Source organism: Lentibacillus kimchii, assembly GCF_042666895.1.
GTDB classification, from domain to species: domain Bacteria; phylum Bacillota; class Bacilli; order Bacillales; family Amphibacillaceae; genus Lentibacillus; species Lentibacillus kimchii.
Genome location: NZ_JBHTGR010000011.1, coordinates 41,001 through 55,893 on the forward strand (window position 1 = coordinate 41,001; position 14,893 = coordinate 55,893).

The following is a 14,893-nucleotide window of genomic DNA, read 5'->3' on the forward strand; positions in this document are numbered from 1 at the left end:
TGTCTATTTAAGACGCGCTCATTTTCTGCATAAGATGCCGGTTTTTCATTAAACTAAAAGCAGAAAGGAGTCTGATATCGTGACGTTTGATTGGATATGGAAGGCGATCCTGATCATCATTGCCGGGACGTTTCTGCTGCGGATAGCCGGACGGAAATCCATCTCGCAGATGACACTCCCGCAAACGGTGATCATGATTGGAATTGGTACGCTGCTGATTCAGCCTGTTACCGGTAAGAATATCTGGTTAACATTAGCTGTGGGATTGCTCTTAGTTGGCGCATTATGCCTTATTGAATATGCACAGATTAAGTGGAATATCTTTGAAAAGATTTTCACTGGCAAATCAAAGCTTTTAATTGAAAATGGAAAGCTGCAGGAAGGCACCATTAAAAAAATGCGCATGACGGTTGATCAATTGGAAATGAACCTTCGCATCAAAAACGTTCAGCATATTGATGATGTGGAATGGGCTACATTGGAGCCGAACGGTCAGATTGGCTTTCGTTTAAAGACAGATGCTCAGACGGTTACGAAGAAGGAATTTAACCAGCTGTCATCGGATGTGCAGCAAATTCTAAGCCAGATGTCGGCCGATTCGCAGATGAATCAGCTTCAGAAACAATTGAATGATTTGAATAACCAGATCGCGCAAATGCAATCACAGCGTCATCTATTTAAAGAAACATCTGACCAGGAACAACAAAACCCCTCGCCGGACCACTTGCAGTAAGGCGGGGGTCTTTTTTTGCTTTTTGGTTTGCTTGTTTGTGATGCAAATTAATACCTTCAGCGGTCAGAATCATCGGTGTCTTGATCTGCTGATTCCATAGCAGAACGACGCTTTTCCCGGTTTTTCACATGCTGCATAATTTCACGCCGGTTAATATGAATGGTTGGCGGTTCGTACTCTTTGGATGCGCGGAGATCCTCACTGGACGCTTTCATGAATGACCAGGCGAGCAGTACCATGATGAACAGCACCGGGAACCCGGCTACGATACTTGCGGTCTGCAATGTCTGCAGATCTCCGATAAACATGAGCACCAGCGGCATCAGACATAAGGTGAACGCCCAGAACAGTCTGTTCCATCTTAATGGCTCGGACTGGACTTCTTTTTGCACGACTGATGACAAAATAAAGGATGAGGAATCAAAGGTGGTTGCGAGAAAAATAATCGCCAGGACGGTAAACACCACAACCATGAATCCGGCTAGCGGAAGCTGATTAATAATCGCGATAATCGCAGCTGGTGCGCCGTTTTCGTTCATGAAACCAACCACATCAAAACTGCCGGTCAGCTGCAGATGCAGTCCGAAGTTGCCCATGATTCCAAAGAACAGGATACTGCCCAGCGTACCGTACACGATGGTGCCAAAAGCCATCTCCTGAATGGTCCGTCCGCGTGATATGCGAGCGACGAACAATCCAACAAACGGCGCATACACCACCCACCAGGCCCAGTAAAACACCGTCCAGGCTTCAGGAAATCTTGTGCTGCGAAAGCCTTCAATGCCAGCGAACGGTTCCAGCCACGTCGCCATTTTAAAGAAATTATTTAAAATACGGCCGAGACTCGTAAACGTCGTTTCACTAATAAATAATGTCGGCCCGAGCACAAACGTAAAGGCTAACAAAAAGACTGCCAGCCATAGATTAACATCACTCAGCATCTTAATCCCGCGGCGCAGCCCCGAATAAGCACTGATTGCAAAAATGACGGTGCACAACAGCATAATAACTGCTTTCATCGTCATGGTCACCGGCAAGCCTGTAATATCGTGCACGCCTTGAGCAATCATCGGCGTTCCCAGTGCCAGTGTCGTTCCAGCACCACCCATAAGCCCGAACATAAACAGAATGTCCACAATATTCCCAAGTGGTGAATCAACCAATTTGCCAAGCACTGGCCTGACCGCCTCACTGATCTTTAAAACAGGTTTTTTGCGGACATAATAGAAATAGGCGATAGGGAGTGCCGGTAATGTATAAATGGCCCATGCTATTGGACCCCAATGGAAAATGCCATAAGAAGCTGCCCATTGAATGGCCGCATTTGATTCGCCTTGAAGGTCAAATGGCGGTCCTTGATAATAACTGGCCCATTCGATCATGGCCCAGTACAGGATACTTGAACCAATTCCAGCAGAAAACAGCATGGCTGCCCAGGAAAATGTGCCAAATTCTCTTTCTTCATTTTTGTCACCAAGTTTAATGTGACCATTTTTACTAAAGCCGACATAGATCAGAAAGGCGAAAGCAGCCAGTCCGAAGATAAGATATAAAACACCAAAATTGCCAGTCATAAAGTCATTAGCCACATTAACCACTGCCTTGCCTGCTTCCGGAAAAACCGCAAGAGGAACCGAAACGGCAAGCAGAAGAACTAAAGCCCCGATAAATGTGGGCCAATCGATTAAATTCTTGTTCATCGTCATCACCCTTTCTGTGTCTAGCGTTTAGTGTTAGGTGATATTAGCGATTTATACACGCTAGAGGCGTGTTTGCACGTGGCAGCAGCGGCAGATTGGAATATACGGCGTTCAGTGAGATATACTATAGCAGTACTGTACAGAACAGCCTTATTCAGTAAGATGGAGGGTTCATATGAATCAATTTATGGAACGAGCTGTTAAACTGGCCGAGGAAAATGTTCGAGAGGGGCAAATACCGTTTGGAGCAGTGCTTGTTAAAGACGGCGAGATCGTGACAGAGGCTGCGGCAGGTGAGCAGGAGAATCCTGATGTCACAGGTCATGCAGAAATCAATGCCATCCGGAAGGCTCAAAAACAATTACAGACAAGTGATCTGTCCGATTATACAATCTATACAAGCGGCGAGCCTTGCTCAATGTGCATGACCGCTATCTATGCAGCAGACATTGAAACTGTTTACTTTTATAATGGCCTTGAGCAAATGACTGAGGTCGGAATGGGCGAAGGGGAGAAGATTTATGAGGAACTGTCGAAGCCTAATGAAGAACGGTCGATTACGATTAAGCACTTCTCCGATCAGACTGATCAAACAGATCCCATGCAGCTCTGGTATGATAAACAGTCGTAACGTTCAGCGGCATAGTTGTCAGCAGATGATTTTGCGGTGGAGCGAGCATGTTTTTGGGAGTATTTCTAAAAACATGCTCTTTTTTGTTGTTGCGGTGTGTCATATATAATTGACATAGCCTTATAATGTCACATATAATGTACACACGGTTGCAGAAAGGGATGTCTGATGTGAACAGAGTCAAAGAGCACAGAGTGTTTATGCAATTGACGCAAATTGACCTAGCGAGAAAAGTGGGGGCCGCAAGACAAACGATTAATCTGATCGAGAATAATAAATATAATCCCTCTTTGTCTTTGTGTATTGCTTTGGCCAAGGAACTGGACACAGATCTTAATACGTTGTTTTGGGAGGAGTAGCCGTGAGAGATAAATTGCTTAATCGTTTTATAGGCACTATGGATGACCGGGATGAATATCAGAGGCACGAAATACATAAAATGTTAGCTTCTTCAGGTGCTCTGCTGTGGATTGTAACCATGCTGTTAATGCTCTTCTCACTTATTATGGATACCATTCATAATAAGATGTCATTTATAACACCAGCGCTTTTTATTATCAATATGGCATATGCGTTCAATATCACTGTGCGATTGCGCAAAAATCGTTTGGATGATACAGACTGTGCTTCTCCGGAAGAATACAGGGTTAAGAAAAGACAGCTTATCAAATCGTCAGCGTTATCAGGTCTGCTTTGGGGGTTTTTAATGTTATTCATGATGGAATACCTGTTTCCATATTTAGAAACTGGTGACCTAGCGATGAGCTGGTCCAATACGTTGATATGGGTTGTCGCCGGAATCATATTCGGCTTAATCATGTACCTGTTTGGGAAGTCGAAATTAAACAAGCCATTTTAAGATTGTCCTGGCAGTGTTTAGTTAATTTTATCACACCGATGACACCATTAACTGAATTGTGTTACATTTAAATAAACAGGGAGTGAGTTAATGGCTGAACAATGTGACTACCCGGTAGCCGATAATGCTGAAGAACTGCTGGCTGCGTTAAAGAGAAAAAACGACTATATTTTAGTCAAAGGCGGTTTCAAGAAGGAACTTGAAGAAAACACGCAGTTCCCGCTTACAGAGAAAGAACAAATGGGATTCAATATTGGCTTTCGCGGGTTTGCGGGCATCTTCGGGGAAGTATTTTATCAAATTGGTAACTTATTCAGTGATAAAAGTAAGCAGCAAAAGACGATAGAGAGCAAACTTCGCAAATACAAACTAACGTATTTAAATGACAATGAATTGCTGCTGCACCTCAGACAATTGGATTATTAAATAGCGATGAGGGTCGTGTAGCAATCAGATGGATAACCAGGAGAATAACCATTAATTAAGGATGAGACACCATGACAAAGAAAATCCGTATTTATCATATTTTATTAACGAACGGTGAATGGCTTAAAAATATCCGGATTAAAGACCGCCCGCTCGAATTGAAGTTTAATGGTATCGGACAAAATTTTATTTCTGTGGAAGATGGTGATGGTAAGACGGTTGTGCTTAGTAAATACCAGATTGTTAAAGCAGAACTGGTTAGCATTGAATAAAAGAATCATGCATGGTCAGGGAGTGTCGAGGATTGAACGAAAAAGGCTAATAACAGCATTAATAATACACTAATCAGCATATCTTCCAGCACGATATTTATTGTGTTATGCAACAAACGCGTCCGTTTGCATGATTTTTCACGTTTTCTTGTATTTGTTTTTTATTGAGTCGAATAGCTTATTAAGCAATAGAATAGAAATAGTTAGAATCCCGATAAAAATATACAGTTTCTTGGATAAATCGAAAATAAAAACAGGGGTAGCAAAAATAATAAAAAATAAAATCGCTGTTATATACTCTCTTTTACTTGTCACGTCTCTATTTTTGAATGGAAAAAATATCTCCATAAAAATGAAAAAAAGAGCAAACACAATGGTATCCACAGGATCCGGTTTAGGCAAATTAAGAATAAATAATAAGAGAATTGCGATTAAAATTATTATACCTGATTTAAGATATTCGAGTGCTTTTGCAGACATATTATTCCTCACTTATTAAATAAAATGGCCCTATTCCTGAATATTTTGTACATCGAGCCCCTCCCTAGTCCTCCTTATGCGTAATAACACGATATTATCATACTATTCTGCAAAAATCTGGCCCATTTGCTTTATAATACTTACTATTTATTCTAACATAAATGTTTCAGCAGCTTCGAAAACACCATAATACATGTCGCTAAATTTATGTACTTCTGCTAAACACGATGCTAATTTCCGACGTAAAGTAATATAAGCACCGTCATAATTGCAAAAAAAGATGCTTAATCATATGTGATTTGCACCTCTAATTTGTATATTGCTTCTTGTTATCTCGCCTGAAACTGACCCCCGTTAAAATTAACCCTGTACTTTTTGTGTGTTATTTATGAGGTTGATCTATCACAATTAGGCGAGTATTTTCGTTACTTAACTATAAGTACAGGACAATCGACTCTTTTTACGACTTTATGACTGACACTGCCCAGCACCATTTCCTGCAATGTATTCAATCCACGGCTGCCGATGATTGCTAAATCATAGTCTCCCTCATTTGCATGCTGGATAATGGCTGGACCGGGTTCGCCATGAAGTACATTTACGTCATAGGAAAGATTGTTGCTTTCCAATTTGTCTTCCACGTGAAATAGTTTCTTTTTGCGTGAAATTTTCAGCTCTTCCTTCCCCTGAGAATGAAGGACCTCATTTTTAGCTTTAGAAAAATCGGCAACTAAAATAACATCAATAAAACTTTTCTTTGTTAGAGTGGCTATTTTCACGGCTTCGTCTGTTGCTCTAAGGGAATGTTCCGAACCATCGACGGCTATGAGTATCCGATTATACATGTAAACACTCCTTGATATATCGTCCTTAACTAGTGTATTCATTATAGGTCATGGACCGCTAATTTACCAATCATCTTTTGGCTGGCGGGATTTAAGCCGGTCAGTGCTACTTGGTTATTATGTTCCTGGTATTTCAATACGACTTTGTCGATTGCCCCAACCGCGGATTCATCCCATATTTGTGCATTGGAAAAATCGATCGAGATGTCTGTATCCCAGGTATTGAAATCAAAAGCGTTAATAAAGCTTTCTGTAGAGGCGAAAAACAATTGCCCTTGCACATGGACATTTAATTTTTCGTTTTCCTGTTGTTTAGTAACATTTATTTTCGATATCTTGGCAACAAAGAAGACCGCACTTAGTATGACGCCAGCGATGACGCCTTTGGACAAGTCGTTTGTTGCGACGACAATAATGACAGTGATAAGCATGACTGCAGCGTCGCTTTTCGGTGCTTTTATGATATAACGGAATGAGGACCAGTCAAATGTCCCGATCGAAACCATGATCATAATTCCTACGAGAGCAGGCATTGGAATCTGCACGACTAAATCACCAAGCACAATAATTAAAAAGATAAGGAATGAACCTGCTACGAATGCAGATAGCCTGCCTCGCCCTCCTGATTTGACGTTGATAACAGATTGGCCGATCATGGCACACCCAGCCATACCACCAAAAAATCCGGTAATCGTATTGGCAATTCCCTGGCCTCTGGCTTCTTTATTTTTCTTGCTTTCTGTCCCGGTCATATCATCAACGATCGTAGAAGTCAGTAAGGATTCCAGTAATCCGACAATTGCTAGCGCAAAGGAATACGGGAAAATAATAGCCAATGTTTCAAAGGTGAACGGAACATCGGGTATGAAGAATGATGGCAAGGAGCTTGTAATAGAGCCTAAATCACCAACAGTTCGCACATCTGCACTTGTATAAATGGAAACAATTGTTAATAATATGATTGCGATCAAGGGTGCAGGAATAATTTTTACAAATCGCGGTACAACATAAACAATAACAAGTGTAATTGCTACAAATAAGTAAGTCATATTGGAGATACCTAAAAAATGCGGCACTTGTGCCATGAATATTAAAATGGCCAGAGCATTAACAAAACCAATCATGACGGCGTTTGGGATAAACTTCATTAATTTAGCTACTTTAAATACACCGAATAAAATTTGAATGATACCGGCTAGTATTGTTGCTGCAAGTAAATAATCCAGTCCATGGTCACGTATTAATGGCCCCATTAACAGTGCCATGGACCCTGTTGCGGCAGAAATCATAGCAGGACGCCCGCCGACAAATGAGATAACGACAGCGATCACAAAGGATGCGTACAGCCCAACCATGGGATCAACGCCAGCTATAATAGAAAAGGCTATGGCTTCAGGGATTAAAGCAAGTGCAACGACAATACCGGCAAGGATATCACCTCTAATATTAGAAAACCATTCGTTTTTTATTTTACTTCCCATGACACTCGTACTCCTTTATCCTATATAATATAACTAACTATCATTTATTCTGTAATGCAATAAAGTAGTTTAACATCATTCGTTTCAAAAAGGAACCCTATTAGGACTTTAGTGAAATGAAATATAGCTTTTCTCAAGCAAGGAGCGTTTTCATGCTTATAGGATACATGCGACCAGATCAGGAAGATCCAAACTGTGAGTGGCAGCTTCAAATGTTAAGCGATAAAAATTGTAATGAGATTATCACGGAGACACATTCATTCGCCAAAAGAAGAGATCGATTAGAAAATTTATTTCATAATATCGGAAGAGGCGATAAGGTCATTGTTACCAAACTCTATGCAATTGCAGATTCCACACGTCATCTTGTTGAGTTACTTGATAAACTTGCAGAGAAAGAAGCCCATTTGCAATCATTGAGAGAAGATATTGATACGAGTAAGACAGGCGGTTATTCATTTACAGTTATTGTGAAGCATCTTGCGGCATTTCAAAGTGACGTCATAAGCAACCAGACGAAAAAAGGAATGACAAACGCGAAGCAAAAAGGGGTGGCTGCTGGCAGACCGAGGAAGCCTGATAAGAATGTAAAGCGTGCTATCACTATGTATGAAAGCAAAAAATACAGCTTGGCTGACATTAAATCTGAAACAGGTATAAGTAAATCAACATTATACAGGTATATGGAAAGCTAATTACAGATTAATCATTCACTAGATACTTTCCTTTTGCTAGAATAGAAATATAGGATTTTGATCTAAAGGGTGATATCATTGCCGACTTGTGCAAACTGCCATCACAGATGGAGCTGGGGGCAGACAATTAAAAAAACAAACGCAATAGATCCTGCTATGACATGCCCTTACTGCGGAGAAAAACAATACGAAACCCAAAAATCGCGCAAGAAAAACAGTGTTTTAAATCTGGTGATTCTGCTGCCGCTTCTTATACAAGCGTTTTTTGATATTCCAGCAGTTGTCTTAATCGCTTTCATCATTATTATATTTGTTGCCGTTATATTGCTTCATCCGCTTTGGATGGAGATAAGCAGCCGGGAAGAGCCGCCACTGGACCTCTAGATTATGAAACCTCTAAATATAAGTATAGCGAATCGAACATTTGTTTGTCAAATGCTGTTTGGCTAATTTAAATTAGTTGACAAAGGAAAATATGATAGATAGATTATAAAAAGTTCCTTAGCCGGGAACTTTCTTTTTGCGGTAGAATAGGGCTTGTAGAGACTTCCTTTAAAAGTCTATTGAACCCTTTGCTATTCTATGCTAAGCTATTTATACAAAATATACTACATAGTAATTACAAAGCACACTACATGTAGTATACGACAGCTATGATAATATATTTATTTTAAAAGAAAACATGGGGATAAACCGGACTTGTTCCTGCAAATGTAAACTGTGTACGACTGGATTAATCACTGTATATTGATCATGGCATGAGACATTAGAAAAAATACATCGATAGGAGATAAAGCATCGGTGAATTCGTACGGTGCTTTTTAATATTCAAGGAGGCGTATATATGACAACGTTCGTAGAAAATGACCTGACGCGTTTAGTTGATCAGGCCACTGAAGGTCTTGCTGTGGATAAACAGGCATTTCTTGAAAAAATCCAGAAAACAGGGGATACGCCAACATGGGATAACATGATTAAACGTGCCCTGGAAAACATAGATGAAGCCAATCCGGACTGGACCTATGTTGCGAGCCGTCTGTATTTAAAGACTTTATACGAAAAAGCCGCTGCCAATCGGGGCTATGAGGCAGCTGAAGGCTATGGCAGTTTTTACGAATTGATTCAGATACTGATTGATAAAGGCATCTATACGCCGCAATTGCTTGAAACCTATTCCAAAGATGATATTGATTATTTTGCCGGCATGATGGAACCTTCACGCGACTGGCTGTTTAATTATCTCGGTTTATATACGATGGCTACGCGTTATATGGCTGTTGATCATGATCAGAATACGCATGAATTGCCTCAGGAGCGCTGGATGATTATTGCGATGCATCTGATGCAGCAGGAAGACCCGTCAGAGCGCCGCGAGTATGTTAAAGAAGCATACTGGGCGTTAAGCAATTTATATATGACGGTTGCAACACCTACCCTTACAAACGCAGGCAAAACACATGGCCAGCTGTCCAGCTGCTTTATTGATACGGTTGATGACAGTCTGCAGTCGATTTACGACAGTAATACGGATATCGCCAATCTGTCGAAAAATGGCGGCGGTATCGGCGTCTATATGGGTAAAATTCGCGGCCGCGGCAGTTCGATTAAAGGCTTTAAAGGCATGTCGAGCGGTGTTGTGCCATGGATTAAACAGCTGAATAATACGGCTGTCAGTGTTGATCAGCTCGGTACCCGCAAAGGGGCGATTGCTGTCTATCTCGACGTTTGGCATTCTGATATTGAAGCGTTTCTTGATTTGAAACTGAATAACGGTGATGAACGATTGCGCGCCCATGACGTATTCACAGGTGTCACATTGCCGGACTATTTTATGGAACAAGTCGAGAACCGCGGTGACTGGTATTTGTTTGATCCACATGAAGTGCGTGAGGTCATGGGCTATTCGCTCGAAGATTTCTATGATGAAGAGAAAGGTGCCGGATCATGGCGCGAGCGCTACCTGGAATGTGTTAATTCGGATAAACTGACAAAACGTGCGGTGCCGGCGATTGATATTATGAAACGGATCATGAAATCACAGCTCGAATCTGGTACGCCGTTTATGTTTTACCGCGATGAAGTGAACCGGCAGAACAGCAATGCGCATCAAGGCATGATCTATTGCTCCAATCTGTGCACGGAGATTACACAAAATCAGTCACCGACCGAATTTCTGGAGGAAATGACGGAAGCGGACGGGACGCTGGTGAAAAAATACAAACCCGGCGATTACGTTGTGTGCAATCTGAGTTCGATTAATCTTGGCCGTGCCGTACCTGAAGGCGTGCTGGAACGATTGATTCCTATCCAGGTACGCATGCTGGATAATGTGATTGATATTAATACACTGCCGCTGACACAAACGACAATGACGAATCACAAGTACCGTGCTATTGGCCTGGGAACATTTGGCTGGCACCATTTGCTCGCCAAGGAAAATATTCCGTGGGAGACCGATGAATCGGTTGATTATGCTGATCAGCTCTATGAAAAAATAGCCTACCTTACGATCAGGACCAGTATGGAACTGAGCAAGGAAAAAGGCAGCTATCCCGTGTTTGCCGGCAGCAAATGGGATACAGGCGAGTACTTCACAATTAAAGGCTATACGAGTGACGCATGGATACAGCTGAAGCAGGAAGTAGCTGAAAACGGCATGCGCAACGGCTACTTGATGGCCGTGGCGCCGAATTCATCAACATCGATGATTGCAGGTTCGACCGCCAGCATAGACCCTGTTTTCTCACCGTTTTACTTTGAAGAGAAGAAGGATTTCAAGATCCCAGTTACGGCACCGGAGTTAAATCATCAGACATATGATATTTATCGCCGGTCAGCCTATATCGTCGACCAGCGCTGGTCGGTTAAACAAAATGCCGCCCGGCAGAAACATATTGATCAGAGTGTGTCGTTTAATATTTATGTGCCGCACACCATCAAAGCATCCGTTCTGCTTGATGTGCATCTGCAGGCATGGCGTCAGGGCCTGAAAACAACCTATTATATTCGTTCAACAGCCAACGATATTGAAGAATGTGAGTGGTGTGAAAGTTGAAGGCACTGATTGCTTATTTGTCCTATAGCGGCAATACACAGGAGACAGCTGAATTGATTGCGGATCATCTGGCTGCAGACGGGGTGAATGCTAATGTCCATGAAATTGGCCTTGACCCCCCGGTTGATGCGTCCAGCTACGATGTGATTTTTCTGGGCACGTTCACCTGGGAAATTGGAAGGACGCCTGATGAAGTGAAAGATTTCGTTCTGGAAGTCGGCTATAAACCGGACAATGTAGCGGTGTTCGGCACTGGTGATACGCAATTTGGCGGTGATGATTTATTTTGCCTGGCAGTTGATAAACTGGTCACATTTTATAACAGCAGATGGTCTGGTTTAAAAATTGAGCAGTCACCGCGCGGCTCACAGGAAATAGTGATTAGGAATTGGCTGGAAGGAGTGCTGCATGATGTCAAAAGTCTTGCTTGATAAGGCGAAAACGCTTGAACCGAGGAATCCGAATAAGTCGACAGCCGTATTCGGCGGCGAGTCAAGTGGTATATTGAACTGGAATGATATTAAATATCCGCATTGGTATCAGATGTATAAGCGGCTTATCGGCAATTATTGGCAGGCGGACGAAATTAATATGGCCGATGATCTGCGCCAGTTTGGCTCCTTGACGGATAATGAGCGGGATACGTATTTGAAAGTCATTGGTCTGTTATCAACACTGGATGGCCCACAGACCCGGACGGCGCTGCTTTTGTCGCTGTACGCGACCGATCCGTCTGTACAGTCGATTATGGCGGTAATTGCCCAGCAGGAAGCTGTGCATAATGAGAGCTATTCGTATGTTCTGTCATCCGTCGTATCACTCGATGAACAGAATGAATCATTTCAGCTCGGGCGCAAAGACCCTATCCTGCTGAAGCGGAATGAAGCGATCATCCAGCAATACAATGCGTTTGTTGAGGAACCGACGATTGAAAATATCCTGAAAACGATGGTCTATACGGCGCTTTTGGAAGGCATGTTTTTCTACTCTGGTTTTGCGTTTTTCTATCATCTTGCACGGGAGAATAAAATGGTCGGCACCTCAACGATGATTAGCTACATTAACAGGGATGAACTCGAGCATGGCCGTTTTATCGCGGAGCTGTTCCGGGCGACTCTGTATGAAAATCCGGAGCAGAATACGGCTGAACTGACAGAGTGGGTTTACAATCATTTCCGGGAGTCGGTTGACCGGGAAATTGAATGGTCGAACTATGTACTCGCAGAGATTGAAGGTATTGATCTTGAGGAAATGGCTGGCTATATTAAATACCGCGCGAATAAAATGCTTCGCATGATGGGACTGAGCGAATTGTATCCGGAGCATACAGAAAACCCGATGAAATGGATCCGTGCCTATGCGGACAACTTCGACGGAACCAAAACGGACTTTTTCGAGCAAAAATCACGCCAGTATACAAAAACAAGCAACTTGAACGGATTTGATGATTTGTAATCGTGTCAAAAGGGGTCACGATAAAGGTATTTTTATCAATTAAAGCGCGAACCGCTGGAATATATAGTTAGAGCAATAAGTCCACTCCGGAAATATACGCCTTCTCCGCGGGCAGCTGGTGAGCCTCCTCGTGTTGACACACTCTGGGGTCTCACCTATGCTTTTTCTCCCGCAGGAGTCTGCGTATATTTCCTCCGCTAAGTCTGAACTTATTTGTTTTTATAGTTGATAATTAAAGTTATGCCCAACCCAGCCCTCTCTAAACATCTGTCAGGTCCATGAGTTCGCCTGTCACAGCATTGACGCCATAGGCACAATTGATCTTGGCGTACTTGAAATAACGGTTCTTGCCTGAGTCATGTACATACACGGGTCTGACTTCCAGGTGTTCACGTAACGTGTTAAAAGCCTCTGTTTGGGAGACTTCGGGGTGTCTGGTTTCTGTAAATGTTTGGAACATCCCAGCGAATAACCGGTTCTGATCAATGTAATTCAGTGCTGTTAATGTATCTCTGTTAATGATCAGTTTAATCTTCGGATTGAGCACGTTTTGCACAGTCGTTACCGCACTTATTTCGGCAATGATTAAGTTATTATCCAAATAAATGCCAGTAAGCCGCCACTTGCCGCTGTCGTCCGGATAAACAAGCCGCATAAAACGCAGCACTTCTTGTTCACATGCTGCAACTTCAGCCTCAGTTAATGGATAGGCATCCGGATGGGCCTTATTGGCGAGAGCTGTTTCAAGTGTCACTACCGAAGACCTATTGATAGCTTGTGTGGTGAATTCCCCATTCAACGGTGCGCTCCACGTCAAAATCATATCTTCCTCTACATACGAACTTAAATTTTTATTTTCATATGGGACTGTTTGTTTCCCGTCATTTGTTAGATAAAATTCTTCAATGCCGTATACGAATACCCATGCTTCCTTAGCCTGGTCGGGCAGGGTCAGCAGCTTGCAAGCCGCTTGAGCCACAGATTCGTATTGCGGTAATGTCAGGGCAAATGGTTCTGATGCGATCTGATCTTCATTTGGAAATACACCATTTATGTCAAACACAGTCAGTATACCGTCGTCATTGACTTTGATTAGGATATTACCGCCTGGATAAACCGGTGTATGTTCCACCGCAGCCATAAATCGCTGCTTATGTTCTTCGTCTGTGTCATTCTCACGTATAAAATGACGATCATACGTTAGCCCGGTCATCGTTTCAATCCATTTGATCATCGCTTTCTTGTTTTCTAGTTTGGGATATATGCTGGTGTCTGCCGTGTTGACATTCTCTACGAAAGTTATGTTTCGTATTTCTTTTGTAAACAAATTTATCTCTACGGAGGCTGTGCCTGCAGGGTTTAAGTCTTCATCAACAATTACCGCGTCGTTCGGGAACCATTCCATACTTAACAGATAGTATGTTTCGCACCAGGCATTTATTTCCCGGAAAATATTGTGGCGCTTCAACGTGTGATTATTGAGCCCGAGTGTTTTCCGGGTTTGTCCTATCAATTCCTGCAATTGTTCGTTCATGCTCATCACGGCCTTTTTTAGCAATTAAGGGCAGTATAACATAAATTTTAAATAAACTAATATTTCGTTTTTTAGTCTCCTCGCCAAATCCAAGGTTAATATTAATGAATAAATATGACACAAGACTAGCGAGCGGAGGAAAAACACGAAGACTCCTGCGGGAAAGCGACGTGTTTTTCCGCAGCGGACACTATAATCCACGGTAGTTTGTGATATTTCATTAAAAAAGCTGCCCCTGTCAAACTAACAAGTTTAGTTTCAGGGGAGAAAACATTAAATAAAACACAATTTAGAGATGCAAATCACATATGATTTAGCATCTCTTTTTTCTGTGTTGACAGTATTTATAGTGTTTTATACGGGAAATAACTAACAAATTAACATAGTCAATAACAGGCGCACATAAATTATTGTACTTTTGTTATTTTATACTCTGTTTTCAAAATACTTGTGATTCATACTGTTTCTTGGCTTTTAATTTTAAAATAATTAAAATTTATCAAGAAATTTTCGAAGGAAAATCAATAATATACATAATCATTGATATAGTACTTCTATTGTTACTTTGGATTGTTTTAGATATTATAGGAATAAGCGTATCATATGTTGTTCCACCTTTAATAGGGGGGCGTCAATAATTTTGTGTAAATGACCCTATCCCTTTTGAATTTAGTTAGCCAGTGTTTTAGTCGTTTAAACTTGTTCCTCCAGCGATTCAAACATCTGC

General features: G+C 41.9%; 15 protein-coding genes. 11 read left to right on the plus strand and 4 right to left on the minus strand.

Features of this window, described 5'->3' with window-relative positions:
• The first annotated feature begins 79 nt into the window (after nucleotides 1–79).
• Entirely contained in the window at nucleotides 80–733 is a 654-nt protein-coding gene (locus ACFQU8_RS06840; protein WP_382358456.1) for a DUF421 domain-containing protein, read from the plus strand.
• 56 nt (nucleotides 734–789) lie between these two features.
• Here the strand turns inward: ACFQU8_RS06840 and ACFQU8_RS06845 are convergent, their stop codons facing one another.
• Complete coding sequence (locus ACFQU8_RS06845; protein WP_382358457.1) at nucleotides 790–2,433, minus strand: BCCT family transporter; 1,644 nt, start codon at nucleotides 2,431–2,433, stop codon at nucleotides 790–792.
• A gap of 175 nt (nucleotides 2,434–2,608) precedes the next feature.
• Here ACFQU8_RS06845 and ACFQU8_RS06850 point away from each other — a divergent pair, with 175 nt between their 5' ends.
• The 5 genes from ACFQU8_RS06850 to ACFQU8_RS06870 all read left to right on the plus strand — a co-directional run bounded on the left by ACFQU8_RS06850 (nucleotide 2,609) and on the right by ACFQU8_RS06870 (nucleotide 4,621).
• Entirely contained in the window at nucleotides 2,609–3,064 is a 456-nt protein-coding gene (locus ACFQU8_RS06850) for a nucleoside deaminase (RefSeq protein WP_382358458.1), read from the plus strand.
• A gap of 170 nt (nucleotides 3,065–3,234) precedes the next feature.
• Complete coding sequence (locus ACFQU8_RS06855) at nucleotides 3,235–3,423, plus strand: helix-turn-helix transcriptional regulator (protein ID WP_382358459.1); 189 nt, start codon at nucleotides 3,235–3,237, stop codon at nucleotides 3,421–3,423.
• Nucleotides 3,424–3,425: 2 nt separating this feature from the next.
• Nucleotides 3,426–3,923, plus strand: coding sequence for a DUF3278 domain-containing protein (locus ACFQU8_RS06860; protein ID WP_382358460.1), 498 nt, complete (start codon nucleotides 3,426–3,428; stop codon nucleotides 3,921–3,923).
• 90 nt (nucleotides 3,924–4,013) lie between these two features.
• Nucleotides 4,014–4,349 carry a hypothetical protein gene (locus tag ACFQU8_RS06865; RefSeq protein WP_382358461.1) on the plus strand — a complete coding sequence of 112 codons (336 nt, stop codon included), beginning with the start codon at nucleotides 4,014–4,016 and terminating at the stop codon, nucleotides 4,347–4,349.
• A gap of 71 nt (nucleotides 4,350–4,420) precedes the next feature.
• Nucleotides 4,421–4,621, plus strand: coding sequence for a hypothetical protein (locus ACFQU8_RS06870; RefSeq protein WP_382358462.1), 201 nt, complete (start codon nucleotides 4,421–4,423; stop codon nucleotides 4,619–4,621).
• 905 nt (nucleotides 4,622–5,526) lie between these two features.
• On the opposite strand, the gene ACFQU8_RS06875 is transcribed toward ACFQU8_RS06870, so the two are convergent.
• Together ACFQU8_RS06875 and ACFQU8_RS06880 are read right to left on the minus strand one after the other, a co-directional pair.
• Entirely contained in the window at nucleotides 5,527–5,946 is a 420-nt protein-coding gene (locus tag ACFQU8_RS06875) for a universal stress protein (RefSeq protein WP_382358463.1), read from the minus strand.
• Between the two features lie 41 nt (nucleotides 5,947–5,987).
• On the minus strand, nucleotides 5,988–7,427 hold the full coding sequence (locus ACFQU8_RS06880; protein ID WP_382358464.1) for a SulP family inorganic anion transporter: 1,440 nt from the start codon (nucleotides 7,425–7,427) through the stop codon (nucleotides 5,988–5,990).
• A 152-nt stretch (nucleotides 7,428–7,579) separates the two neighbouring features.
• Between ACFQU8_RS06880 and ACFQU8_RS06885 the strand changes: the two genes are divergently transcribed.
• From ACFQU8_RS06885 to ACFQU8_RS06905, 5 genes are all read left to right on the plus strand, one after another.
• Complete coding sequence (locus ACFQU8_RS06885) at nucleotides 7,580–8,122, plus strand: recombinase family protein (protein WP_382358475.1); 543 nt, start codon at nucleotides 7,580–7,582, stop codon at nucleotides 8,120–8,122.
• A gap of 69 nt (nucleotides 8,123–8,191) precedes the next feature.
• Nucleotides 8,192–8,506: a TIGR04104 family putative zinc finger protein gene (locus ACFQU8_RS06890; protein ID WP_382358465.1), complete on the plus strand. Its 315-nt coding sequence runs from the start codon at nucleotides 8,192–8,194 to the stop codon at nucleotides 8,504–8,506.
• Between the two features lie 460 nt (nucleotides 8,507–8,966).
• Nucleotides 8,967–11,177: a ribonucleoside-diphosphate reductase subunit alpha gene (locus ACFQU8_RS06895; protein ID WP_382358467.1), complete on the plus strand. Its 2,211-nt coding sequence runs from the start codon at nucleotides 8,967–8,969 to the stop codon at nucleotides 11,175–11,177.
• Nucleotides 11,174–11,608, plus strand: coding sequence for a flavodoxin (locus ACFQU8_RS06900; protein WP_382358468.1), 435 nt, complete (start codon nucleotides 11,174–11,176; stop codon nucleotides 11,606–11,608). Before ACFQU8_RS06895 ends, ACFQU8_RS06900 begins: the two co-directional genes overlap by 4 nt.
• Complete coding sequence (locus tag ACFQU8_RS06905; RefSeq protein ID WP_382358469.1) at nucleotides 11,589–12,632, plus strand: ribonucleotide-diphosphate reductase subunit beta; 1,044 nt, start codon at nucleotides 11,589–11,591, stop codon at nucleotides 12,630–12,632. Before ACFQU8_RS06900 ends, ACFQU8_RS06905 begins: the two co-directional genes overlap by 20 nt.
• A gap of 259 nt (nucleotides 12,633–12,891) precedes the next feature.
• On the opposite strand, the gene ACFQU8_RS06910 is transcribed toward ACFQU8_RS06905, so the two are convergent.
• Entirely contained in the window at nucleotides 12,892–14,172 is a 1,281-nt protein-coding gene (locus ACFQU8_RS06910; protein ID WP_382358470.1) for a hypothetical protein, read from the minus strand.
• Nucleotides 14,173–14,893 lie beyond the last annotated feature (721 nt).